General features: G+C 72.7%; 19 protein-coding genes. 5 read left to right on the forward strand and 14 right to left on the reverse strand.

All coding sequences use genetic code 11. The features are described 5' to 3' along the window. Positions 1-4: 4 nt before the first annotated feature. Entirely contained in the window at positions 5-1,102 is a 1,098-nt protein-coding gene (locus ABT118_RS28545) for a histidinol-phosphate transaminase (RefSeq protein WP_350675059.1), read from the reverse strand. Next, positions 1,099-2,406 carry a histidinol dehydrogenase gene (hisD, locus tag ABT118_RS28550; RefSeq protein WP_350675060.1) on the reverse strand — a complete coding sequence of 436 codons (1,308 nt, stop codon included), beginning with the start codon at positions 2,404-2,406 and terminating at the stop codon, positions 1,099-1,101. The genes ABT118_RS28545 and hisD overlap by 4 nt, the downstream gene beginning before the upstream one ends. A gap of 95 nt (positions 2,407-2,501) precedes the next feature. On the opposite strand from hisD, the gene ABT118_RS28555 reads away from it, so the two are divergent. The 3 genes from ABT118_RS28555 to ybaK are packed head-to-tail and all read left to right on the forward strand — an operon-like array spanning position 2,502 to position 5,371. Then, on the forward strand, positions 2,502-4,076 hold the full coding sequence (locus ABT118_RS28555; protein WP_350675062.1) for an oxidoreductase: 1,575 nt from the start codon (positions 2,502-2,504) through the stop codon (positions 4,074-4,076). A gap of 59 nt (positions 4,077-4,135) precedes the next feature. Further along, positions 4,136-4,864, forward strand: coding sequence for an LON peptidase substrate-binding domain-containing protein (locus ABT118_RS28560; RefSeq protein ID WP_350675063.1), 729 nt, complete (start codon positions 4,136-4,138; stop codon positions 4,862-4,864). A gap of 15 nt (positions 4,865-4,879) precedes the next feature. Beyond that, a complete protein-coding gene (gene ybaK / locus ABT118_RS28565; protein ID WP_350675065.1) occupies positions 4,880-5,371 on the forward strand; it encodes a Cys-tRNA(Pro) deacylase in 492 nt (163 codons plus the stop codon). A 45-nt stretch (positions 5,372-5,416) separates the two neighbouring features. On the opposite strand, the gene ABT118_RS28570 is transcribed toward ybaK, so the two are convergent. The 8 genes from ABT118_RS28570 to ABT118_RS28605 form a co-directional block, all read right to left on the reverse strand. After that, positions 5,417-7,048 carry a glycoside hydrolase family 18 protein gene (locus tag ABT118_RS28570; RefSeq protein WP_350675066.1) on the reverse strand — a complete coding sequence of 544 codons (1,632 nt, stop codon included), beginning with the start codon at positions 7,046-7,048 and terminating at the stop codon, positions 5,417-5,419. Between the two features lie 224 nt (positions 7,049-7,272). Continuing rightward, a complete protein-coding gene (locus tag ABT118_RS28575; protein WP_350675068.1) occupies positions 7,273-8,076 on the reverse strand; it encodes a HEAT repeat domain-containing protein in 804 nt (267 codons plus the stop codon). 83 nt (positions 8,077-8,159) lie between these two features. Next, complete coding sequence (locus ABT118_RS28580) at positions 8,160-8,825, reverse strand: hypothetical protein (protein ID WP_350675069.1); 666 nt, start codon at positions 8,823-8,825, stop codon at positions 8,160-8,162. Positions 8,826-8,889: 64 nt separating this feature from the next. Continuing rightward, positions 8,890-9,702, reverse strand: a complete 813-nt coding sequence (locus ABT118_RS28585) for an ABC transporter permease (RefSeq protein WP_350675071.1) — start codon at positions 9,700-9,702, stop codon at positions 8,890-8,892. A gap of 31 nt (positions 9,703-9,733) precedes the next feature. Continuing rightward, positions 9,734-10,660, reverse strand: coding sequence for an ABC transporter ATP-binding protein (locus tag ABT118_RS28590; protein WP_350675138.1), 927 nt, complete (start codon positions 10,658-10,660; stop codon positions 9,734-9,736). Between the two features lie 157 nt (positions 10,661-10,817). Next, positions 10,818-11,849, reverse strand: a complete 1,032-nt coding sequence (locus tag ABT118_RS28595; protein ID WP_350675072.1) for an NYN domain-containing protein — start codon at positions 11,847-11,849, stop codon at positions 10,818-10,820. Between the two features lie 244 nt (positions 11,850-12,093). Beyond that, positions 12,094-13,122, reverse strand: a complete 1,029-nt coding sequence (locus ABT118_RS28600) for an aspartate-semialdehyde dehydrogenase (RefSeq protein WP_350675073.1) — start codon at positions 13,120-13,122, stop codon at positions 12,094-12,096. A gap of 221 nt (positions 13,123-13,343) precedes the next feature. After that, entirely contained in the window at positions 13,344-14,207 is an 864-nt protein-coding gene (locus ABT118_RS28605; RefSeq protein ID WP_350675075.1) for a dihydrodipicolinate synthase family protein, read from the reverse strand. 72 nt (positions 14,208-14,279) lie between these two features. On the opposite strand from ABT118_RS28605, the gene ABT118_RS28610 reads away from it, so the two are divergent. Beyond that, positions 14,280-15,158 (forward strand): LysR family transcriptional regulator, encoded by an 879-nt coding sequence (locus ABT118_RS28610; protein ID WP_350675076.1) that lies wholly within the window; start codon positions 14,280-14,282, stop codon positions 15,156-15,158. 62 nt (positions 15,159-15,220) lie between these two features. Next, positions 15,221-18,778: a DNA polymerase III subunit alpha gene (gene dnaE, locus ABT118_RS28615; protein ID WP_350675077.1), complete on the forward strand. Its 3,558-nt coding sequence runs from the start codon at positions 15,221-15,223 to the stop codon at positions 18,776-18,778. Between the two features lie 61 nt (positions 18,779-18,839). Here the strand turns inward: dnaE and ABT118_RS28620 are convergent, their stop codons facing one another. The 4 genes from ABT118_RS28620 to ABT118_RS28635 all read right to left on the reverse strand — a co-directional run bounded on the left by ABT118_RS28620 (position 18,840) and on the right by ABT118_RS28635 (position 23,211). Then, the gene (locus ABT118_RS28620; protein WP_350675078.1) at positions 18,840-20,246 is read right to left on the reverse strand and encodes a phosphodiester glycosidase family protein; all 1,407 of its coding nucleotides are present in this window, start codon (positions 20,244-20,246) and stop codon (positions 18,840-18,842) included. Continuing rightward, positions 20,243-20,977: a peptidase inhibitor family I36 protein gene (locus ABT118_RS28625; RefSeq protein WP_350675080.1), complete on the reverse strand. Its 735-nt coding sequence runs from the start codon at positions 20,975-20,977 to the stop codon at positions 20,243-20,245. Before ABT118_RS28625 ends, ABT118_RS28620 begins: the two co-directional genes overlap by 4 nt. A 100-nt stretch (positions 20,978-21,077) precedes the next feature. Then, positions 21,078-22,541, reverse strand: a complete 1,464-nt coding sequence (locus tag ABT118_RS28630; RefSeq protein WP_350675081.1) for a sensor histidine kinase — start codon at positions 22,539-22,541, stop codon at positions 21,078-21,080. After that, positions 22,534-23,211 (reverse strand): response regulator transcription factor, encoded by a 678-nt coding sequence (locus ABT118_RS28635; RefSeq protein WP_350675082.1) that lies wholly within the window; start codon positions 23,209-23,211, stop codon positions 22,534-22,536. The genes ABT118_RS28630 and ABT118_RS28635 overlap by 8 nt, the downstream gene beginning before the upstream one ends. Positions 23,212-23,423: the final 212 nt, after the last annotated feature.

Genomic DNA, 23,423 nt, shown 5'->3' on the forward strand with positions numbered 1-23,423 from the left:
AGGGTCAAAGCTCCTTGGTGACTGTACGGACGGCGTCGAGGAAGGCGTCGTTCTCGGCCGGGGTCCCGGCGGTGACGCGCAGTTGGCCGGGGACGCCGTTGTCGCGGACCAGCACGCCCTGGTCGAGGATCGCCTGCCACACCGCGTGGGTGTCGGCGAACCGGCCGAACTGGATGAAGTTGGCGTCGGAGTCGGTGACTTCGAGCCCGAGCCCGCGCAGTGCGGTGACCAGCCGGTCGCGCTCGGCCTTCAGCCGGTCGACGTAGCCGAGCAGGGTGTCGGTGTGCTCCAGGCAGGCCAGCGCGGTCGCCTGGGTGACGGCCGAGAGGTGGTACGGCAGCCGGACCAGCTGGACCGCGTCCACCACGGCGGCGTCGGCGGCCAGGTAGCCGAGCCGCAGCCCGGCCGCGCCGAAGGCCTTGGACATCGTCCGCGAGACCACCAGGTTGGGGCGGCCCTCGATCATCGGCAGCAGCGAGGGCCGGTGCGAGAACTCGACGTACGCCTCGTCCACGATCACCAGGCTGGGCCCGGCGGCCTGGGCGGCATCGTAGAGCGCGAGCACGGTGTCGGCCTCGACGGCGGTGCCGGTCGGGTTGTTCGGCGAGCAGATGAAGACCACGTTCGGCTTCCGCTCGGCGATGGTGGCGCGGGCCGCGTCCAGGTCGACCGTGTAGTCCTCGTTGCGCGGGCCGGAGATCCACTCCGTCCCGGTGCCCCGGGAGATCAGCGCGTGCATCGAGTACGAGGGCTCGAAGCCGATCGCGCTGCGGCCGGGGCCGCCGAAGGTCTGCAGCAGCTGCTGGAGGATCTCGTTGGAGCCGTTCGCCGCCCAGACCTGGCCCCGTGTGACGGCGTGGCCGGTGGTCCGGGTCAGGTAGGCGGCCAGGCCCTCGCGCAGCTCCACCGCGTCCCGGTCCGGGTAGCGGTTGAGGTGGCGCGCCGCCTCGGCCACCCGCTCGGCGATCCGGGCCACCAGCGGCTCCGGCAGCGGGTACGGGTTCTCGTTCGTGTTCAGCTGGACGGGTACGTCCAACTGCGGTGCGCCGTAAGGGGACTGGCCGCGGAGCTCGTCCCGGATCGGCAGGTCGTCGATGTTCATTCGCCGGGGACCGTCCAGTCGAAGCGGGCCTTCACCGCGTCGCCGTGACCGGGCAGGTCCTCGGCGTTGGCCAGGTTGACCACGTGCGCGGCCACGTCGGCCAGCGCCTCCCGGGTGTACTCCACCACGTGGATGCCGCGGAGGAAGGACTGCACCGAGAGACCGGACGAGTGGCAGGCACAACCCCCGGTCGGCAGCACGTGGTTGGAGCCGGCCGCGTAGTCGCCGAGCGAGACCGGGGCGTACGCACCGATGAAGATCGCGCCCGCGTTGCGGACCTTCGCGGCGACCTCCCGGGCGTCCCGGGTCTGGATCTCCAGGTGCTCGGCGGCGTAGGCGTTCACCACGGCCAGGCCCTGCTCGATGTCGTCCACCAGCACGATGCCGGACTGCTTGCCGGTCAGCGCCTCGGTGACCCGCTCGCGGTGCTTGGTCCGGGCGACCTGCTCGACCAGCTCGGCCTCGACCGCCTCGGCCAGCGCGACCGAGTCGGTGACCAGCACGGAGGCGGCCATCGGGTCGTGCTCGGCCTGGCTGATCAGGTCGGCGGCCACCTCACGGGCGGAGGCGGTGTCGTCGGCGAGCACCGCGATCTCGGTCGGACCGGCCTCGGCGTCGATGCCGATCCGGCCCTTGAGCAGGCGCTTGGCCGCGGCCACGTAGATGTTGCCGGGGCCGGTCACCAGGTTGACCGGGGCGCACTCCTCGGTGCCGTACGCGAACATCGCCACCGCCTGGGCACCGCCGACGGCGTACACCTCGGTGACGCCGAGCAGGGCGCAGGCCGCCAGGATCGTCGGGTGCACGGACCCGCCGAACTCCTTCTGCGGCGGCGAGCTGACCGCGATACCGGGGACGCCGGCCTCCTGCGCGGGCACCACGTTCATCACCACGGAGGACGGGTAGACCGCCAGGCCGCCGGGCACGTACAGGCCGACCCGGTCCACCGGCACCCAGCGCTCGGCGACCGTGCCGCCGGGCACCACCTGGGTGGTGTGGTCGGTCCGGCGCTGCTCGCGGTGGACCAGCCGGGCGCGGCGGATCGACTCCTCCAGCGCGGCGCGCACCTTCGGGTCGAGCGTCTCCAGCGCGGCGGTGATCGCCTGCTCGGAGACCCTGGTGCGCTCCAGCGTCACGCCGTCGAAGCGCTCGGTGACCTCGATCAGCGCCGCGACCCCGCGATGGCGTACGTCCTCGCAGATCGGCCGCACCTTCTCCAGGGCGGCTTCCACGTCGAACTCGGCACGGGGCAGCACGTCGCGCAGGTCGGCAACCGAGCCGCGCAGGTCAATTCGAGAGATCACATCGCCCAGTGTAGGGAGTGGCCGGAACGCGAGGCCCCGCATTTCAGTCCGTGATACGAAAGGCGAGACAGTCGGGGATCTTGGGGGAGGCAGCGGTGCAACAGCCGCCGGCGGAATGGACACCGGTCGAACAGGGGCTCTGGGAGGCGTTCCGGCAGGGCGAGCTGTGCGACCTGCGCAGCTGGGACGACGAGGTGGACCGGGTCAGCGGGCCGGCCGAGTGGCCCGCCGAGCGGTCCGTCCGGGCCGAGGTGCTGGCCACCCTGCTGCTGAACGGGCCCGACCCGGCGCCCGGGCGGGTCGCCTCGCTCAAGCTCAGCGGTGCCTACATCACCGGGGCGCTGCGGCTGGCCGGGGCGCAGATCGCGCACTACGTCGAGCTGCACGACTGCCGGTTCGAGCGGAAGATCCTGATCTCCGAGGCCCAGGCCGGGACGCTCCGGATGATCCGCTGCTGGATACCCAGGATCGAGGCCTCCCGGCTGGCCACCGAGGGCGACCTGCACCTGGCCCGGTGCATCGTCCCGTTCGGCATCCGGCTCACCGACGCCAGGATCGGCACCGACCTGCTGCTCAATCAGGCCACCCTCGGCAGCGACCGGTACGGCCGGGCGTTCGCCGCCGACGGGCTGACGGTGCAGCAGGACTTCGAGGCCGAGCGGGTCGACGTGCACGGCGAGCTGAGCCTGCGCTCCGGCCGGATCGGTGGCCGGTTCTCGCTCCGCGGCGCCCAGCTGAAGGCCGCCCCCGACCGGTACTGCCTCAACCTGGCGCACATCTCGGTCGGCAACACCATGTACCTCGGCGGCTCGCTGGACGGCGGCTGGGCCGGCTCGCACACCATCTACGGCGACGGCTACGGCGCCCCGATCCCGGCCGGCTCCCCCAGCACCCCGTTCCGCGCGTACGGCGGGGTCCGGCTGGTGGACGGGCGGTTCGAGAACGCACTGCTGATCACCCACGCCGAGTTCCACCTGGCGGACGGCCAGGAGCTCTCGCTGCGCCGGGTCCAGACCCCGGAGCTCCGCTTCACCTGCCACACCCCGCCGACCGGCAAGGTCTCGCTCTCCCGGGCCCGGATCGGCAACCTGGTGGACAACGCCGACAGCTGGCCCAAGGACGGCCACGTCCGGATGACCGGCTTCACCTATGAGTCGCTCCGCCCCGACCGGCCGTTCAGCGTCCAGCAGCGGGTCGCCTGGCTGGAGAGCGCCCTCGGCGAGTACCAGCCGGAGCCGTACGAGCAGTTGGCGGCCGCGCTGCGCCGGGACGGCCGGGACGAGGACGCCCGCGAGGTGCTCTACGCCAAGCACCGGCGCCGCCGCTCCACCCTGCCCCCGCCCGGCCGGCTGTGGGGGCTGCTCCAGGACGCCGGGGTCGGCTACGGCTACCGCCCCGGGCGGGCCGCGCTCTGGCTGGTGCTGGCCTGGGCGGTCGGCGCGCTCTACTTCTCCGGGCACGAGCCGCCGCCGCTGAAGGCGGACGAGCGGCCCACCTGGAACGCCCCGCTGTACGCCCTCGGCAAGGTCCTCCCGGTGGTCAACCTCGGCCCGGACGGCTGGAACCCGGACCGGACCGGCCAGTTCGTGGTCGCGGTCCTGGTCCTCTCCGGCTGGGTGCTGGCCACCACCGTGGTCGCGGGCGCGACCCGGATGCTCCAGCGGGGGTAGCCGCCGGGCTGACGGGTATTCGGAGCCGGGACGGCGGCGGCTGAACTACGCTGTGCGCCGTGACTGAACGGCTGCCGATCTTCCCTCTGAACACGGTCCTTTACCCGGGCCTGGTGATGCCCCTGCACGTCTTCGAGGAGAGGTACCGCCGGCTGGTGGCCGACCTGCTGGCCGGGCCGGAGGACGAGCCGCGCCGGTTCGGCGTGCTGGCGATCAAGGACGGGCGCGAGGTCGCGCCGGTCCGGGAGAGCGAGGAGCCGGCCGGGCCGCTGGCCGGGCTCGGGACGGTGACCGGCGACCCGCTGGAGGCGCTGCACCACGTCGGCTGCGTCGCCGACGTCGCCTCGGTGCAGGAGAAGCCGGACGGGCAGTACGAGTTGCTGGTCACCGGGACCACCCGGTTCTGGCTCCGCTCGGTCGACGTGACCGGGCCCTACCTGGTCGGCGAGGCCGAGCCGATCGAGGAGCGGACCGGCGACGGCGCGGGCACCCTGGCGGCCGGGGTCGAGCGGGCCTTCCGGGCGTACCAGAAGCGGCTGGCCGGGGCCCGCGAGGTCAGTCTGGCCGGGCAGCACGAGCTGCCGGACGACCCGCAGGTGCTGTCCTACCTGGTCGCGGCCGCCGCCATCCTGCCCACCCCGGTGAAGCAGTCGCTGCTGGCCTGCCCCGACACCGCACAGCGGCTGACCAGCGAGCTGGAGCTGCTGCGGCGCGAGACGGCGGTGCTGTCCTTCCTGCCCTCGCTGCCCGGGGTGGACCTCACCCGGCAGTCGTTCAGCCCGAACTGACGGAGGGTCAGTACGATGGCGAAGAAGCAGCGCTCGGCGGGCGGCACCCCCGCGACGGTGGCCCTGGAGGCCGCCGGGGTGGCGTTCACCGTGCACGCGTACCAGCACGACCCCGGCGCCGCCTCGTACGGCGGCGAGGCGGCGGAGCTGCTCGGGATCGCGGCGGAGCGGGTGTTCAAGACCCTGGTCGCCGAGGTCGACGGCCGGCTGACGGTCGGGGTGGTGCCGGTCTCCGGCCGGCTCGACCTCAAGGCGCTGGCCGGGGCGGTCGGCGGCAAGCGAGCGGCGATGGCCGACCCGGCGGCGGCCGAGCGCAGCAGCGGCTACGTGCTCGGCGGGATCTCCCCGCTCGGCCAGCGCCGTCCGCTGCCCACCGTGGTGGACGCCACCGCGCTCGACCACCCGACCGTCTACGTCTCGGCCGGCCGGCGCGGCCTGGAGGTCGAACTGGCCCCGGCCGACCTGGTCGCCCTGACCGGGGCGACGGTGGCCCCGGTCGGGCGCTGAGCAGCGCGCAGCCGCACCCGCCGGGACCACGCGCCCAGGGGCGTACTAGCCGGTGAAGGCCGCGAACAGCTTCGAGAACTGGTACGGCGTCTGCGGCACGTTGGTGCACTTCGGCAGCGAACCCGTGCACGCGTTGGCGTCCCGGGTCATCTCCCAGAACGCCAGCTCACCCAGGTGGTTCTGCTGCGCGAAGGCCACCACCTGCTGGGCGTCGGTCAGCCCGAACACCTCCGAGGGGGTGTCGTTCTGCCCCAGCATCGGGGTCAGCCCGGTCTTCGCCCAGGCCTGGGCCGCCGTCAGCTCCGGCCACACCTGCCGGACCTGGGCCTGGGTGGCCTGCCCCGACTGGATCACGTACGCGCCCATCTTCCCGCTCGGGCTCGGTGCGGCCCAGTCGCCGAAGTCCATCGACATCGCGTTCACCACGTCGACCGCCAGGCCCGCGGCCTTCGCGGACTGCAGCACGTAGACGCCGTCCGCCGTCAGACCGGTCGGCAGCACCGGCAGGGTCAGGCTGACCTTGAGGTCGCGGCCCTTGGCCCGCTGTGCCGCCTGCACCTGGGCGACGGCCGCCGAGCGCCGGTCCACCGAGGTCTTCTCGACCACGGCCGTGCCCTCGATGTCGAAGTCGATGTGGTCCAGCCCGTAGACGTCGACCACCTTCTGGTACTGCGCCGCCAGCGAGGCCACGGTGGTGCAGGACTGCGCGAGTTCGGTGCCGTTGGCCCCGCCGAAGGAGGGCCGGACGGTGCCGCCCGCCGCCCGGAAGGCGTCGATCTCCGGCTTGTACCAGCCGGTGGCCGGGTCGAAGGCGCCGAACCAGCTCGCGGTGCAGGGCTGGCTCCCGTTGATCAGGAAGGCCAGCGAGAACTGCTTGAGCCCGCTCGCCGCCGCCAGCGCGGTCAGGCTCGGCGTCGGGTACGCGCCCAGGTCGACGTACGGGGCCGAGGCGCCCGGGACGGTGCCGCTGCCGGCGGTGCCCGAGACGGTGGCCGAGGCGGCCGACTCGTTCCCGGTCGCGTCGAAGGCCGAGACGGCGAAGGTGTGGACGCTGCCCGCGAGCAGGCCGGTCACCGTGGTGCCGGTGGCCGTGGCGGTGGCCACCACCGCACCGCCCTCGCGCAGGTGGTAGCCGGCCACCCCCTGGTCGTCCGTGCTGGCGTTCCAGGACAGCGAGACACTGCCGGGACCGGTGGCCGAGACCTTGAGCCCACCGGGCACGCTCGGCGCGGCGGTGTCGGCGGGCAGGCCCGCACAGGGCTTGTCGTTGACGGTGCAGTTGGCGGGGGCGGTCTGGGCCGCGCTGCCGTTGGAGACGCCGAACCCGACCACGGCCGCGGTGGCGCCGGGCGCGAGCGGACCGGCCCAGCTCGGCGGGGTGACGGTGTAGCGGCGGCCGCCGGTGACGGGGACGGAGGTCAGGGTGCCGTTCCAGGCGCCGGTGACGGTCTCGCCGGCGGGCAGGTCGAAGGCGAGCGACCAGGTGGAGACCGCGGCGTTGGTGCGGTTGGTGACGGTGTAGCTGGCCTCGAAGCCGGTCTGCCAGTTGGAGGTGACCGCGTAGGCCGCGGTCAGGCCGGTCACGCCGGCCTCGGCGTGAGCGCCTCCGGCGGAGAGCGGGACGGCGGTGAGAGCCGCGATGGTGGCGGCTGCGAGGGGCAAGGCGACGCGCCTCATGGGCGGGTACTCCTCGGTGGTGGTGGGGGTGTGGGGATGGGCAGCCGCGCGGCCTCCACAAGATGGTCCAGACCAATGCGAGTCGTCAATGGGTAAGCCGCCGGTAGGGGAAAGCTTTGCCATCTCCCGTGCTGGTCGGCCGAGTTGGCCGAGGAGTGGCTTGACCTGCCGCTACGGCCGGCTTAAGGCTCCCTTGAGCACCCGCCGGCCCCCGGTCGGCTCCGTCAGTCCCCGCGGACCGCCTCCACCGCCTCGCGCACCTCCGCCGACGCGTCCCCGGCCAGCCGCTCCAGCAGCTCGGCCGCCCCGGGCGTCCGCCAGCGCGCGACCGCGTACACCAGGTCCTCCCGCACCTCGGCCTGCGGGTGCTCCGCCAGCCGGGCCAGCGCCTCGACCGGGCCCCGCCGCCGTCGGCCGAACCAGTGCAGCAGCTCGCCGAGTTCGGCCGGGTCGCCGGGCTCCCCGGCCGCCGCCAGCCGCTCCAGCAGCACCGGCACCTTCGGCCCCGGCCGGTCGTCCGGGTGCGCCAACCGCTCCCACAGCCGCCGCCCGCCGTACCCGCCGCGCACCCGGCAGCCGAAGCAGACGCACGGCTTGGTGCCGTGCACACCGGGGGCGTACCGCCAGCCCACCCCCTGCGGCACCGTCCGCACCCGCCGCACCTCCCGGGCCGGCACCGCCCGGGGCACGAACACCTCCCACCCCAGCGGATCGTCCAACTCCCGGACCAGGCGCACCGCCTCGGCCGCCGTCACGCTCCGCTGGGCCAGCTGCGCGCGCTCCCGGTAGTGCCCCGCCAGCACCGGCTCGTGGTCGTCCAGCCGCAGGTGCACCGCCACCATCCCGCCGCCCCGGTTGCCGTGCCGCGCCAGCTCGCGCAGCCACTGGTGGGTCAGCGTGAACGAGGGCAGCACGGGAAAGCAGTACACCCCGCGCGCCCCGCCCTGCCCCCAGCTGTCCGCGCGGAGTCCGGCCCGGCGGATCCGCTGGGCGGCGGCGGCCGGGGCGAGGTGTACGAAGGTTGCCATGCTGCGGATGCTAACGCCCGGCCCCGGTCCGGGTCCTGGCCTTTTCCGTCGCCCCCGCCCGGACCAGTGCCGGCGCTACCGCGTCAGTCCTGCGGCGGCTGGTGCCACTGCGGGCCGGCCCAGTAGGGCGGGGGGTCCTGTTCGCGCTTGCCGAAGGCGGCGGAGAGGGCGAGCAGGAGCACCATGGCGGTCATCGGCCAGACCAGCAGGGCGCCGTGCGCCCCGAGTTCGATGGCCGCGCTGAACTCGACGCCCTGGCCGGCCTTCTTCGCGTTGCCGATCACGTCGGCGCCGGGGCCGAGCCAGGTGCCGAGCTTCCAGGCCAGCAGCGAGCCGGCCAGGCCGCCCAGCGCCAGGCCGCCCGCGACGGCGATGCCGCCGCCCCGGCGGCGGGTGAGCAGGAAGGCCGCCAGCGCGCAGAGCGCACCGGCACCGAGCCCGAGCAGGGCGAAGGTGCCGTCGGCACCGGCCCGCTGCTCCCCCTCGGGGTCGACGTACCGGATCGCGTCGCTGCCGGCCACCAGCATCACCCGGGGGGCGAGCCAGAGCCAGAGCGCTCCGACCACCGCGCCGACCGCCACCCCGGCCAGCGTCAGCAGCGCCCCGATCCGCAGCTCGGGCGCGAGCGGACGCCGCTCGTGGACGGGCATCGGCGGCGGCAGGTACGGGTCCGGCTGCGCGGGGTACTGCCCGCCGGAGGCCTGGGGCGGCTCGGGGGCGGAATCCGCAGGAGTGTTCGGTACGGTCACCGGCCCATCGTTTCACGAGTCGCCCCCGAAGGGTCGGGCGGCGGGGTGCCCGGGCGACGGCGGGTCAGCGGGTGGCGGCCCGGCGGTAGGCCCAGGTGGCGATCGCGAGCGAGACCAGGCCGACCGCGCCGCAGACCCCCAGGTCGCCGAGAACCGCCGCCCAGTCGGGTGCGGCGGCGAAGCTCTCCGCGAAGGCCTCGACCCCGTAGGTCGAGGGCAGCAGCCCGCGCAGCAGCAGGACGAAGCCGGGCAGCTGGTCCACCGGCAGGACCCCGAGCAGCAGCGCCGCCGACATGCCGAGCTGCCCGAGCAGGGTGGCGATCTCCTGACGGGGCGCCAGCAGCCCGCAGGCCGCACCGACCCCCGCCAGCGCCGCACCGGCGAGCGGGACCACCGCGAGCAGCACCCAGAGGTGCCCGAACGGGAGCGAGAACATCCAGGCCCCGACCCCGGCCGTGACCAGCGCGCCGGGCACGGTGAAGGAGGCGTACGCGGCGGCCGCGCCGAGCACCACGGCGGCCGGGCGGACCGGCAGCGTCGCGTAGTGGTCCAGGCCGCCGGTGGCCCGCAGCCGGCCGAAGTACTGGGCCAGCAGGTTGAGCGCGACGAAGGCGACCACCAGCACGCTGGAGCCGGCCACCACCGAACGGGCCGCCGACACGTCGCCGGGGTCGACCACGCCGCGCATCATCAGCAGGATGCCGAGCGACTGGAAGGTCGCCACGAACAGCAGCGGGATCCGGGCCACCTTGGCCCGGGCCAGCTGGGCCCGGTAGACCGCGGCCAGCGAGGGCAGCAGCCGGGCGGCCGGGGCGAGTGCGGCGGGGGCCGGTGCGGCGGCTGCGGCGAGCGGCGGGGGCACGTCGAGCACGGTCACCGGGTCGGCCTTCCAGAGGTCTGACAGGGGCTCACTTGGCCAGCCCCTCGTGGCGGCCGCCGAGCTTGAGGTACGCGTCCTCCAGGCTCGGGGTGGCCAGGGTGAAGTCGTCCAGGGCGGCGAAGGCGGGGCCGGTGGTGACGGCGGCGACCAGTTCGCGGGCCTGCTCGGGGGTGGTGCGGACGGTCCAGCGGCGGCCGGAGCGGACGGCCCTCGCGGCCAGCTCCGCCACCGCGGGGACGTCGAGCGGGGCCTGGTCGCGCCAGACCAGGTCGAGCCGGACGTCGCCGTCGACCAGGGCCTTGAGCCCGCCGGGCGTGTCGCAGGCGATGATCCGGCCCTCGTCCACCACCGCGACCCGGTCCAGCACGGTCTCCGCCTCGATCACGTTGTGGGTCACCAGCAGCACCGTGGTGCCGTGCTCGGCCCGGCGCCGGTCCAGCGCGGCCCAGACCGCGCGGCGGGCCACCGGGTCCATCCCGCTGGTGGGCTCGTCCAGCACCAGCAGCGGCCGCTCCCCCACCAGCACGGCGGCGAAGCAGGCCAGCCGGCGCTGTCCGCCGGAGAGCTTGGCCAGCGGGCGGCCGGCGATCGCGGTCAGGCCGAGCTCGGTGAGGACGTCGGCGCTCTCGCTCCGGGCCTGCGCGCGGGTCAGCCCGCGCAGCCGTCCGGTGGTCTCGGCGGCGAGCGCGACGGTCAGCTCGTCCAGCGCGGTCGACTCCTGGCCCAGGTAGCCGAGGAGCCGGGCGGCCCGCTCGGGGTACCGGACGACGTCGTGCCCGAGGATGTCGATCGAGCCGCGGTCCGGCCGGAGCAGGCCGGTGAGCTGGCGCACCAGGGTGGACTTGCCCGCGCCGTTGGGTCCGAGCAGGCCGAACACCTCGCCGCGCCGGACGTCCAGCGCGATGCCGTCGTTGGCCCGGATCTCGCCGTCCTTGCTGCGGTAGGTCTTGGCCAGGTCCCGTACGGTGCAGCACTGCCCGGCCGGGTCGTGGCCGGGACCGCCGAGATCGCCCTGCGGCGTGGGCCGTGGTGCCCGCCGGTCGGTGTCGCTCACGGTCGAAGACTCTACGCGCTGGTCCGGAGGAACCGGACAAGGGGGTTGTTTCGACTCCCTATTCCTGTGCCACCGCCAGGTCGGGGCGGGGGACGCGCTCGGCGAAGGCCTGCCAGAAGCCGGCCCGGATGGCGTACCTGTCCTGTTCGTCGATCTGGTCGTCCTTGGCCGCGAGCAGGCCGAACCGGGCGGCGTAGCGCAGCAGTTCGGAGTCCAGCCGGTGCGGGATGCGCGGGTGGTCGGCCCAGAGCGGGAGCAGTTCGGTGCCGCCGTGCAGCCGGGACAGCCAGCGCCGGGCGAAGGTGGCGCCGATCTGCTGGGCGTCGCCGGGGACGGCGGCGCTGTCCTCCTCCCGGTCGGCCCAGCGCTGTTCGGGGCTGGTGACCTCGGCCAGGGTGGGCGGCGCTGGGGTGATCCGGGCGGAGGACCAGCGCAGCACCAGCGCGGGCGGCACGGTGGGGGCCGGGCGGGTGGCCAGGTCCCTCGGGGTGGGGACGACCCGGAGCTCGGGGGCGCGCAGCGGTACGGCCGCCGGGACGCTCTCGCGCACCTGCGCCCAGCGCTCGACGAAGGCCCGGTCCAGCACCCCGCGCTCGTCGGCCTCGGCGACCAGGTCCTCGGACTGGTTGAAGTCGCCGTCCACCGGCTGGACCGCCCACAGGTGCACCACCACGCCGTGCTCCTTGGCGCAGACCATGCCGGGCAGCAGGTCGCCGTCGCCGCTGAGCAGCACCAGGTCGGCGCAGGCCCGGTTGTGGGCCAGCTCGGTGAGCTCGGCGTGCATCGCGGCGTCCACGCCCTTCTGCACCCAGCGCCCCTCGGCCCGGGTGAGCGCGCCGAGCCGGACGGTGACCCGGGGCAGGGTGCGCAGCCGGCGGTGCTCGGGCAGCGAGCGCCGGTCGGGGGCGGCGTCGAACCAGTAGATCCGCAGCAGCGGCAGACCGGTCTCCGCCTCGGCCCGTTCGGCCAGTGCGGTGGCCAGCGCGGCGTGATCCACCGTCAGCCGGGCCCGGACGGGGTCACCCGCCAGCAGGTTGGCCGTCGCACCCAGCAGGTACCCCGCGTCCACCAGGACGACGCACCGGTCCACTCCACACCACTTCCCTCCGGAGGGCCGCACCGCGCGGAGAAACGATGTGGGGGCCCGCACGGCCGCCGACGTCCCGGCGGTCGGGGCGTGCACCGCCGGTGGGCACTCTTTACCCCCCGGTCGGCGGGTGAACCGTTCCGCCCGGGCGCGGGCTGCGGCAGAACGGCCGGAGCGGTGCCGCCGGTCCTGACGGGTGTCAGTACTGGTGGCACCGCTCCGGTGCGAAGGTGGCGGGGGTGCGGTGTCAGCCCTTGAGCTCGACCGCGACCAGCTCGGCGATCTGCACGGCGTTCAGCGCCGCGCCCTTGCGCAGGTTGTCGTTGGAGAGGAACAGCGCGAGGCCGTTCTCCACCGTCTCGTCCACCCGGATCCGGCCGACGAAGGACGGGTCCTTGCCGGCCGCCTGGAGCGGGGTGGGGATCTCGGACAGCTCCACACCCGGCGCCTTGGCGAGCAGCTCGTACGCGCGCTCGACGCTGATCGGGTTGGCGAAGCGGGCGTTCACCTGGAGCGAGTGGCCGGAGTAGACCGGGACGCGCACGCAGGTGCCGGAGACCTTGAGCTCGGGGATGTCCAGGATCTTGCGGGACTCGTTGCGGAGCTTCTGCTCCTCGTCGGTCTCGAACGAGCCGTCGTCCACCAGGTTGCCCGCGAGCGGGACCACGTTGAAGGCGATCGGGCGCTGGTACACGCCCGGCTCGGTGGCCTGGACGGCCTCGCCGTCGAAGGCCAGCTGGTCGGACTGCTCGGCCAGCTCGCAGGCCTGCCGGTGCAGCTCGGCGACGCCGGCCAGGCCGGAGCCGGAGACGGCCTGGTAGGTGGTGGCGACCAAGGCGGTCAGACCGGCCTCGTCGTGCAGCGGACGGAGCACCGGCATGGCGGCCATGGTGGTGCAGTTCGGGTTGGCGATGATGCCCTTGGGGCGGTTCGCGATCGCCTCCGGGTTGACCTCGGAGACCACCAGCGGGACCTCGGGGTCGCGGCGCCAGGCCGAGGAGTTGTCGATCACGACCGCACCGGCGGCGGCGACCTTGGGGGCCAGCGCCTTGGAGGTCGAACCGCCGGCGGAGAAGATCACGATGTCCAGGCCGGAGTAGTCGGCGGTCTCCGCGTCCTCGACCGTGACCTCACCGTCCCCCCAGGGCAGGGTCTTGCCGGCCGACCGGGCCGAGGCGAACAGCCGCAGCTCCGTCACGGGGAACTCGCGCTCCGCCAGAATGCTGCGCACCACTCCACCGACCTGGCCGGTGGCGCCCACGATGCCGATCTTCATCGGGTTACTCCTCCTGTGTTGTGCTCCATCAGACTCCGCACACTCCGCCCATCATGCCTGGTCGGACGGTACGGGCGGTACGGCATTCCAGTGGGTGAACGGCCGCTGGACCGGCCGACGGCGGCCCCGGGCGGAAAACCGGCGGCGGTGGCCGCCGGACGCCCCCGATTCGCCGGTGGCGGGCCGGTCGGGAGGGAAGAATCCGACCGGCCCCGGCGGTGTCAGGCCGTCAGTTCCGCGAGTACGGCCGCCGCGGCGGCCACCGATCCGGGGTCCGCGGGCAGCAGCGGCAGCCGGACGTCCGGGGTGGGGATCCGGCCCTGGGCGTGCAGCACGCCCTTGATCACGGTCGGGTTGGGTTCGGCGAAGCAGGCGATCGAGAGCCGCGCGAGCTGGTGGCCGAGTCCGCGCGGGCCCCGGCCCGCGGCGAACTCGACGAACCGGCCGGTGGCCAGGTGGGCCGAGGCGAGGATGCCGCCGGCCGCGCCGAGCGCGAGCAGCGGGGCGAGGAAGGGGTCGTCCCCGGCCAGCACCGCGAAGTCCGGCGGCAGGTCGGCCATCAGGGCGACGGTCTCCTGGTCGATCCCGCCGACCGCGTACTTGACCCCGGCGACGTTCGGCAGGGCGCCGATCGCGCGCAGCGCGGTGGCGCCCAGCGCCTGACCGGTCCGGTACGGGATGTGATAGACGATCAGCGGCACCGGGCTGTGTGCCGCCAGCTCAGTGAAGTGCGCCAGCGCCCCGGCCTCGCCGGGGCGGGTGAAGGCGGGGACGGTGACCAGCGCTGCGTCCGCCACCCCGGCCAGCCCGCCGAGGGCATCGACCGTGCGCCGGGTGTCGTTGCCGCCCGCGCCGACGGTGAGGACCGCGCCGTACTCGGCGGCGGCCTTGGCGCAGACCTCGACCACGGTGCGCCGCTCGGCCTCGTCCAGGGTGGCCACCTCGGCGGTGGTGCCGAGCGCGACCAGTCCGGCCGCGCCCTCGGCCAGCGCCTGCCGGGCCAGCCCGGCCAGGGCGTCGACGGCGAGGGTGCCGTCCGCCGCGAAGGGGGTGATCAGCGGTACGTGGATTCCGTCCAGTTGCATGCCTCCGAGCCTGCCGCCCGTGCACCGTGCAGGTCCAGTTCACGTTTCCGACGACTCTCGTAAGCTGTACTGATGCTCGACGTCCGCCGCCTCCGGCTGCTCCGTGAACTCGCCCACCGCGGCACCATCGCCGCCGTCGCCGAGTCGCTCGCCTTCAGCCCGTCCGCCGTCTCGCAGCAGCTCTCGGTGCTGGAGCGGGAGGCCGGGGTGCCGCTGCTGGAGCGGACCGGCCGCCGGGTCGCGCTCACCCCGGCCGGGCGGAACCTGGTCCGGCACGCCGAGGCCGTACTGGAACGCCTGGAGCTGGCCGGGGCCGAACTGGCCGACGCCCGGAGCGGGTTGGCGGGCCCGCTGCGGATCGGCACCTACCCCTCGGCGGCCCGGGCGATCATCCCGGCGGCGCTGGCCGCGCTCGCCCGGGAGCACCCGGGCCTGGAGCCGATGGTGACCGAGGTGGACCCGGCGGAGGTGTCGGCGCTGCTGCGGGCCGGGGAGCTGGACGTCGCGCTGGTGCACGAGTACGACTTCGTGCCGGCCGAACCGGCGCCCGGCCTGGCGACCGAGTCGCTGTTCACCGAGGCGATGTACCTGGCCGCCCCCTCGCCCGGGACGGTCGCCGACCACCGGGAGTCGGCGTGGATCGTGGCGCCGCACGGGACGCTCTGCCACTCGATGGCCGTCCGGGCCTGCCAGGCGTCCGGTTACACCCCCAGGATCCGGCACCAGATCGACGATTTCGGCACCGTTCTGGCGCTCGTCGCGGCGGGCCAGGGAGTGGCTCTCGTCCCCCAGCTGGGAGTGGCCGACGCGCCCCCCGGAGTGGCCCTCAGCAGGCTCCCGATGGCCCGCCGGACCCGGACCGCGTACCGCGCCGGAGCAGCCCGCCATCCGGCCGTGGCGGCCTTCGTGACCGCTCTGCACACGGCGCTGCCGAGTGACCTGAGGTGCTGAACGGACCCGTGTTCAGGGGCTAGGGTGGAGCCTTCCTTCGACCCATGAGGAGCCGTCCCACCGTGGCCGACAGCTTTGTTCACCTGCATGTCCACACCGAGTTCTCGATGCTGGACGGAGCAGCGAAGAACGGCAAGCTGTTCGCGGAGGCGGAGCGGCAGGGCATGCCCGCGATCGCGATGAGCGACCACGGCAACATGTTCGGCGCGTACGAGTTCTTCCAGACCTCGAAGAAGATCGGCAGCGTCAAGCCGATCATCGGCATCGAGGCGTACGTGGCCCCGGGCTCGCGGTTCGAGAAGAAGCCGGTGTTCTGGGCGCCCGGCGGCCAGCGGCAGGTGAGCGCGGACGGCGAGGGCGGCAAGGACGTCTCGGGCGGCGGCCGGTACACCCACATGACCATGTGGGCGCAGAACGCCACCGGGCTGCGGAACCTCTTCAAGCTCTCCTCGCTCGCGTCGATGGAGGGCTACTACATGAAGCCCCGGATGGACCGCGAGCTGATCGCCGCGAACTCCACCGGGATCATCGCCACCACCGGCTGCCCGTCCGGCGAGGTGCAGACCCGGCTGCGACTGGGCCAGTACGAGGAGGCGGTCAAGGCCGCCGACGCGTACCAGCAGATCTTCGGCCGGGAGAACTACTTCCTGGAGCTGATGGACCACGACCTGTCCATCGAGCGGGACGTCCGGGACGGGCTGCTGCGCCTGGCCAAGCAGCTGGACATCCCGCTGCTGGCCACCAACGACTCGCACTACGTGACGGCCGATCAGGCCGACGCCCACGACAGCCTGCTCTGCGTCGGCGTGGGCAAGAACAAGGACGACCCGAACCGGTTCAAGTTCAACGGCAGCGGCTACTACATCAAGACGCCGGAGGAGATGCGGGCGCTCTTCAGCGAGCTGCCGGAGGCGTGCCGCAACACGCTGGAGATCGCCGACCGGATCGAGCCGTACGACGAGGTCTTCAACTACACCGACCGGATGCCGCAGTTCGACGTCCCCGAGGGTGAGACCCAGGCGTCGTTCCTGCGGCAGAAGATCAAGGCCGGCCTGCAGCACCGCTACGGCGACAACCCGAGCCAGGAGGTGCTGGACCGGATCGAGCTGGAGATGGGCGTCATCTCCCCGATGGGCTTCGACGCGTACTTCCTCGTGGTCGCCGACATCTGCCAGTACGCCCGCGACAACGGCATCCCGGTCGGCCCGGGCCGTGGTTCTGCGGCCGGGTCGATGGTGTCGTACCTGACCCGGATCACCGAGCTGGACCCGCTGGAGCACGACCTGCTGTTCGAGCGGTTCCTGAACCCCGAGCGCATCAACCCCCCGGACGTCGACATCGACTTCGACGACCGCCAGCGCGACCAGATGGTGCGCTACGTCACCGACAAGTACGGCGAGGCGTACACCGCCCAGGTGAACACCTTCGGCACCATCAAGGCCAAGGCGGCCGTGAAGGACGCCAACCGCATCCTCGGCTACCCGTTCGCGATGGGCGACCGGATCACCAAGGCGATGCCGCCGGACGTGATGGGCAAGGGCGTGCCGCTGGCCGACCTGTTCAACGACAAGCACCCGCGCTACAACGAGGGCACCGAGATCCGCTCGCTCTACGCGAACGAGCCGGACGTCAAGAAGATCATCGACACCGGCCTCGGCATCGAGGGCCTGATCCGCGGCACCGGTGTGCACGCGGCGGCGGTGATCCTCTCCTCGACCCCGCTGCTGGAACTGATCCCGCTGCACAAGCGGGACAAGGACGGCGTGATCATCACCGGCTTCGACTACCCGTCGTGCGAAGCCATGGGCCTGATCAAGATGGACTTCCTGGGTCTGCGCAACCTGGGCATCATCGACCACTGCATCAAGATCGTGAAGTCCAACCGCGGCATCGACGTCGACATCGAGAAGATCGCGCTGGACGACCCGACCACCTACCAACTGCTGGCCCGGGGCGACACCCTGGGTGTGTTCCAGCTCGACGGCGGGCCCATGCGGGCGCTGCTGAAGCTGATGAAGCCGACCGAGTTCGCCGACATCTCCGCCGTCTCGGCGCTGTACCGGCCGGGCCCGATGGGCATGAACTCGCACACCAACTACGCGCTGCGCAAGAACGCCCAGCAGGAGATCATCCCGATCCACCCCGAGCTGGAGGCCCCGCTCGCCGAGGTGCTCGGCCCCACCTACGGCCTGATCGTCTATCAGGAGCAGGTGCAGCGAGCCGCGCAGGTGCTGGCCGGCTACAGCCTCGGACAGGCCGACCTGCTCCGCCGCGCGATGGGCAAGAAGAAGAAGGAAGTACTGGAGAAGGAGTTCGTCCCCTTCCACGCGGGCTGCAAGGAGCGCGGCTACTCCGACGAGGCGATCCAGGCCGTCTGGGACGTGCTGGTCCCGTTCGCCGGCTACGCCTTCAACAAATCGCACTCGGCCGCGTACGGCCTGGTCTCTTACCAGACCGCCTACCTGAAGGCGAACTACCCCGCCGAGTACATGGCCGCCCTGCTGACCTCGGTCGCGGACGACAAGGACAAGATGGCCGTCTACCTGGCCGAGTGCCGGTCGATGGGCATCAAGATCCTCTCCCCCGACGTGAACGAGTCGGTGGAGGACTTCACCGCCGTCGGCACCGACGTCCGGTTCGGCCTCAAGGCCGTCCGCAACGTCGGCACCAACGTGATCGACTCGCTGGTACGGACCCGGAAGGAGAAGGGGAAGTACTCCTCCTTCGCCGACTTCCTGGACAAGGTCGAGCTGGTGGTCTGCAACAAGCGCACCGTCGACTCGCTGGTCAAGGCCGGCGCCTTCGACTCGCTCGGCCACACCCGGCTCTCGCTCACCACCGTGCACGAGAACGCGATCGACGCCGTCACCGGGGTGAAGAAGCAGCAGGCGATCGGCCAGGACGACCTGTTCGGCGCGATGGACAACGGCGAGGACGTGCCGACCATCGGGCTGGACTTCGAACTCTCCGACCGGGAGTGGCCGCGCAAGCAACTCCTGTCCCTGGAGCGGGAGATGCTCGGCCTGTACGTCTCCAGCCACCCGCTGGACGGCGCCGAGCACATCCTCTCCCGCAACCGCGACGTCTCGATCGCCGAACTGCTCGGCTCCGGCCGCACCGAGGGCGAGGTCCGGCTGGCCGGCCTGGTCACCGCGGTGGACCGCCGGATCAACAAGGCCGGCAACGCCTGGGCCATCATCACGCTGGCGGACCGGGACGGCTCGGTCGAGGTGCTGTTCTTCCCGGCCGCCTACAACCTGATGTCCGACCAGATGGTCGAGGACAACGTGATCTCCGTGCGCGGCCGGCTGAACGAGCGCGACGGCTCGCTCAGCATCTTCGGCCAGGAGATCACCAGCCTGGACATCTCCTCCGCCGAGCACGGCGGCAAGCCGCCGATCCTGATCACCGTCGCGACCGGCCGGGTGAACCCGGAGATGATCGCCGAGTTCAAGGGCACCCTGCGCTCGCACCCCGGTGACGTCCCGGTCCGGCTGCTCACCACCGGCCGCGACAAGAACGTCCTGTACGAGCTGGGCTTCCTGGTCAACCCGGACAACGGCGCCTTCGCCTCCGAGGTGAAGACCCTGCTAGGGCCCTCCGCCTGGAGCAACGCCTAGTCGGCTTCAGGTCCGTGACGGCGGATCAGCCGCACGGACCTGAAGCCCTGGCGCCCTGCGACTACGGCAGCGGGTAGCCGCCGACGCCCGCGTAGACGGTGTCGGCGACCTTGCGCTCCACCTCGGCGCCGTCGGACGGGTGGTTGACGACCTGGCCCTGCCACACCAGGGTGGTGGAGCCGCCGCCGTCCATGTTGAGGGCGTCGATGACGCCCAGGTCCTGCATCAGGACGGCCAGTTCGAGCAGGGTGGCGCCCTTGCTGACGGCGTCCCTGCCGTCGACGGTGACCAGGACGGTGCGGCCGAAGCCGTCGGTGCCGACCGCCGTCCGGGGCTCGGCGGCGGGCGTCCCGGCCGGCTGGGTGTAGCTGACCGCGCCGTTGCGCAGCAGCAGGTCGCCGCCCGGGCTGACGTACATCGAGGGGTCGAGGGCGAGCTGGTCGCCGAAGCGGGTGTCGGTCACCGTCTCGGGGAGTTCGAGCCCGGTGCCCTTCGGCGCGTTGGTGCGGAGCCAGCCGGCCGCGTCCCCGATGCCCTGGAGGATGCGGTGGCCCGCCCGGACGGTGCGCCCGCCCCGGTTGGACTTCTCGCACGTGCTGCCGACCGCCGGGGCCGAGTCGTAGCAGGCGGTGACCACGTTGTCGGCGTCGAGGTCGAGCTCGATGCCCTCGTCCGCGCTGATCGGCCCCTGGATCTTCCCGCCCGGCTTGTCCGGGTCGTTGGCCTCGACGGTGTACGCCGTGGTCGGGGTCGGCCCGCCGTACTCCGGGGTGAAGGAGATGATCTCCGACAGGTCGAAGCAGGTACCGTCCACGATGGTCTCGCCCGACTCCCGGCCCTCGCAGTGGGCGTTGCGTCCGGGCACCCGGTTGATGCCGTCCAACTGCCGTGCCGGGACAGCGGAGTTCTTCGGCCTGACCGTCAGCGCGGTGCTGAGCTCGGTGATGTAGAGCCGCCCGTGCTGGAGCACCAGTGCGGAGCCGACCGGCTTGGCGCCCTTGCCCTTGGCCGCCTCGCTGAGCAGCTTGCCGCCGCTGACCAGGACACCGCCGACGTCCCCGTCGAAGGTGTTCGTCCCGGGGTTCTTCATCGCGCCGTCGAAGAAGGACGCGTTGACCCCCACCCGGGGCCGGCGGAGCGCGTTGACGGACACGCCGTCGTGCATCGCGGAGGTGGTCTCGGAGGTGGCCAGCCCGGTACCGAAGGCACCCTTGAGGGCGAGCGGCGCCTCGTTCGGGTCGATCACCACCACGTTGACGATCCACGGACCCTGGCTGCCGCCCGCGTACGCGGTGCGGACGATGCCCGGGGCACTGAGGTCGACCGTCTTCACGGTCGCGCCGGACTCCAGCAGGGCGAGGGTCAGACCGGTCGGCGCGGCGACCGCCTGCGGGGCGGAGACCGGGACGGCGACGACGGAGGCGGCGACGGCGAGCGCGACGGCGCCCCGCTTGGCGGTGTGCTTCACGACGCGCTCCCCGAGGTGCACAGGCTCGTCCCGAGGACCAGCCGGTGCGAGCTGAAACTCTTGGTGTACGGCATCGGGAGCACGGTGCTGTCCGACCTGAGCACCACGAACTTGCCGTAGGTCCTGCCGTCGTCGTTCCAGGTACCCGTGTAGTCCTTCTCCGGGTAGAAGCAGGCGTGCCTGTCGGTGTAGTTGGCGACCGAGACCACCCGGTTGTTCCGGTCCGCCCCGTACTCCGGGTCGTCCGTCCGCGAGACGGTCATCTCACCGCGGCCGCCCGGCTCGGTGAACAGGCAGAGCTCGCCGTTCGCGCAGCGCTCGAAGCCGGTGAAGCAGCCGGCCTTGGACTTGGCCAGCTTGTGCGAGCTGGCCTGGCCGTTCAGGTCCGTGGCGGTGAGTTCGACCAGGTTGCCCCGGTAACCGGGGCGCAGCGCCTGGACCTTGCCGCCGTAGTAGGTGTTCTCGTAGACGCAGGCCCAGTACTGGGTGTTGTTGTGCACCGAGTCGACCTCGTTGTCCCACCCGGTCGGGTAGACCTGGACCGGGGCCTCCGGGCCGGAGGTGTGGACCGCCCCCGCGCCGTTGGCTTCGATGTAGACGCAGAGGCGGTCGGCGGCACAGCTGCCGCTCCAGTCGGCCGCCGCGCTGGCGCCGGTGGCGGCCAGCGAGGAGAGCAGGAGCGTCACGAGCGAGATGCCCGCGACGATCCATGCCAGAGTTCGTTTCTTCACGTAAAGCCCCCCATGAGTCGTCCGCCTGTTCACCGGCGGAGCGCTGCGAGAGCTTATCGATCATCAGATCCGCCCCCTTGGCGGGGGGCGGACCCGTGAACTACCGGCCCGCCAGCGGGAGCTGGACCACCAAGTGGGCGCCCCGGCCGCCGGGGGGCTCGACCGCCGCGACGGTGCCGCCGAGCGAGGTGGCGATGGTGCGGGCCAGGGCGAGGCCCAGGCCTGCGCCGCCGGCCGAGCGGGCCCGGTCGGTGTCCAGGCGGACGAAGCGGTCGAAGACGCGCTCGCGGTCGGCGGCGGGTATGCCGGGGCCGTCGTCGGCGACGGTGAGCTCGGCCCGGCCGTCGGCGGTGCGGAGGGTCACGGTGACCGTGCCGGCCGCGTGCCGGGCCGCGTTGTCCAGCAGGTTGCGCAGCAGCCGGCCGACCAGGACCTCGCGGCCGGGGACGGTGGCCTCGGCCAGTTCGCCGTGGCAGGTCAACCCCGGGTCGGTGACCGCCCGTTCGGCCAGCTGCTCGGCGACCAGGTCGTGCAGCGCGACGGTGCCCCCGGCCTCCCGACCCTCCTCGGTGTCGGCCAGCAGCAGCAGGTCGTCGGCGAGCTGCTGCAGGCGCTCGGTGTCGGTCAGCGCCCCGGCCACCACGGCGGGCCAGTCGGCCTGCTGAGGGTGGGTCAGCGGGACCTCGAGCGAACTGCGCAGGGCGGCCAGCGGGCTGCGCAGCTCGTGCGAGGCGTCGGCGACCAGCCGGCGCTGCTCGCCGAGGGCCCGCTCCAGCCGCCCGAGCGTGACGTTGGTGGTCTCGGCCAGCCGGGCGATCCCGTCCCGGGCCCTGGGCACCGGCACCCGCCGGTCGAAGGCGCCGTCGCCGATCACCGCCATCTGCCGCCGGATCGCCTCCACCGGGCGCAGCGCCAGGCCGGTGACCAGCCAGGCCATCAGGGCCACGAAGATCGAGCCGCCGGGGGCGACGTACCAGGCGAGCAGCCGGGTCACGGTGGCGCTGGTCCGCTCGGCCTGGGCGGTGTCGACCAGGGTGTAGACGGAGAGCTGCTGGTCGGGCAGGCCGGCGATGCCGGAGTACTGCTGCAGCTGGGCACTGGTGAAGGTGTCGGCGGTCCGGGCGCGGTAGAACTGCAGCGAGTTGCCGGTCGGTTCGGGCAGACCGAAGGCCGCCCCGGCGTCGGACGGGAAGTCGAGGGTGACGGGCCGGAAGAACGGGTCGGCCCCCTCCGGCGGTGGAAGGTAGGGGCCGACCGGGTCCAGCCCGAAGGAGAGCCCCTTGCTCCGGGGGTCCGTCAGCCCGAACGAGCGCAGCCAGCGCCCGTCCTCGGCCAGCACCACGTAGGGGTCGTTCTGGTACGCCTCCTCCGGGGTACCGGGGATCTTGACCGAGACGTTCTCGTACGCGGTGAACGCCCGGTCCATGGCGTGCAGTTGCAGGCTGTCCTGGACCGCCCCGCCGACCAGGACGGCGGCCACCCCGAAGGCGATCGCGGCGGCGACCAGCGAGGCCAGGGCCGCGCGGGCCCGGACCCCGAAAGCGAACCTGCGGCGCTCACTCATCGCCGGCCGCCAGTCGGTAGCCGATGCCGCGCAGGGTCTCGATCGAGCAGTGCGCGCCCGCGGCGGCCAGCTTGCGGCGCAGCGCGGCGACGTACACCTCGACGATGTTGACGTCCCCCCGGAAGGCGGAGTCCCAGACCGCGTCCAGGATGTCGGTCTTGGGCACCGCCTGGCCGGGGCGGCGGGCCAGGCACTGGAGCACGCCGAACTCCTTGGCGGTCAGCACCAGTTCGACCCCGCCGACGGTGCAGCGCCGGGCCGCCGGATCGATCCGCAGGTCCGCCAGGGTCAGCACCAGCGGCCGGGCGGTGGCCTCGCGGCGCAGCAGTGCGCGCAGCCGGGCGGTCAGCACCAGGTACGAGAAGGGCTTGCTGAGGAAGTCGTCGGCGCCGCAGTCGAGCGCCTCCGCCTCGTCGTACTCGCCGCTCTTCGCGGTGAGCATCAGAATCGGCACCGAATTCTCCTCGCGGCGCAGCTCCTGGCAGACCCGGAATCCATTCAGACCGGGCAGCATCAGGTCCAGCACCACGGCGGAATACTCACCGCCCCGGGCCCTTTCCAACCCGGTCAGACCGTCTCCGACCACGTCGACGGCATAGCCCTCGGCCCGTAGTCCCTGGCTGAGCGACTGTGCCAGCCGCTCCTCGTCCTCCACCATCAGCAGGCGCATCAGGCCAGCGTAGAGCAGTTCGGCGATATGTAAAGCACGCTGCCCGTTATGGCAAGAAGGTCCTTTCTGAACAAATCTTCAGCTTCGTTCAGAATTCCTTCAGCACGATTTCCCTAGCGTCGCCGAAGTGAATAGCGAGCGATGGATCAAAGCACCGCCCCGGCATTCCTGGATTCCCGTCGTCCCGGTTTTCGTATTTCATCTGCTGCTCT

The organism is Kitasatospora sp. NPDC002040, assembly GCF_040296785.1.
Classification (GTDB): Bacteria; Actinomycetota; Actinomycetes; order Streptomycetales; family Streptomycetaceae; genus Kitasatospora.

Bases quoted from the DNA above. Each gene is read 5' to 3' on its own strand.
- ABT118_RS28630 (WP_350675081.1), bottom strand. From the start codon at position 22,541: ATGAGTGAGCGCCGCAGGTTCGCTTTCGGGGTCCGGGCCCGCGCGGCC.
- ABT118_RS28600 (WP_350675073.1), bottom strand. From the start codon at position 13,122: ATGAAGATCGGCATCGTGGGCGCCACCGGCCAGGTCGGTGGAGTGGTG.
- ABT118_RS28635 (WP_350675082.1), bottom strand. From the start codon at position 23,211: ATGCGCCTGCTGATGGTGGAGGACGAGGAGCGGCTGGCACAGTCGCTC.
- ABT118_RS28570 (WP_350675066.1), bottom strand. From the start codon at position 7,048: ATGAGGCGCGTCGCCTTGCCCCTCGCAGCCGCCACCATCGCGGCTCTC.
- ABT118_RS28610 (WP_350675076.1), top strand. From the start codon at position 14,280: ATGCTCGACGTCCGCCGCCTCCGGCTGCTCCGTGAACTCGCCCACCGC.
- ABT118_RS28545 (WP_350675059.1), bottom strand. From the start codon at position 1,102: ATGAACATCGACGACCTGCCGATCCGGGACGAGCTCCGCGGCCAGTCC.
- ABT118_RS28575 (WP_350675068.1), bottom strand. From the start codon at position 8,076: ATGGCAACCTTCGTACACCTCGCCCCGGCCGCCGCCGCCCAGCGGATC.
- ybaK (WP_350675065.1), top strand. From the start codon at position 4,880: ATGGCGAAGAAGCAGCGCTCGGCGGGCGGCACCCCCGCGACGGTGGCC.
- ABT118_RS28605 (WP_350675075.1), bottom strand. From the start codon at position 14,207: ATGCAACTGGACGGAATCCACGTACCGCTGATCACCCCCTTCGCGGCG.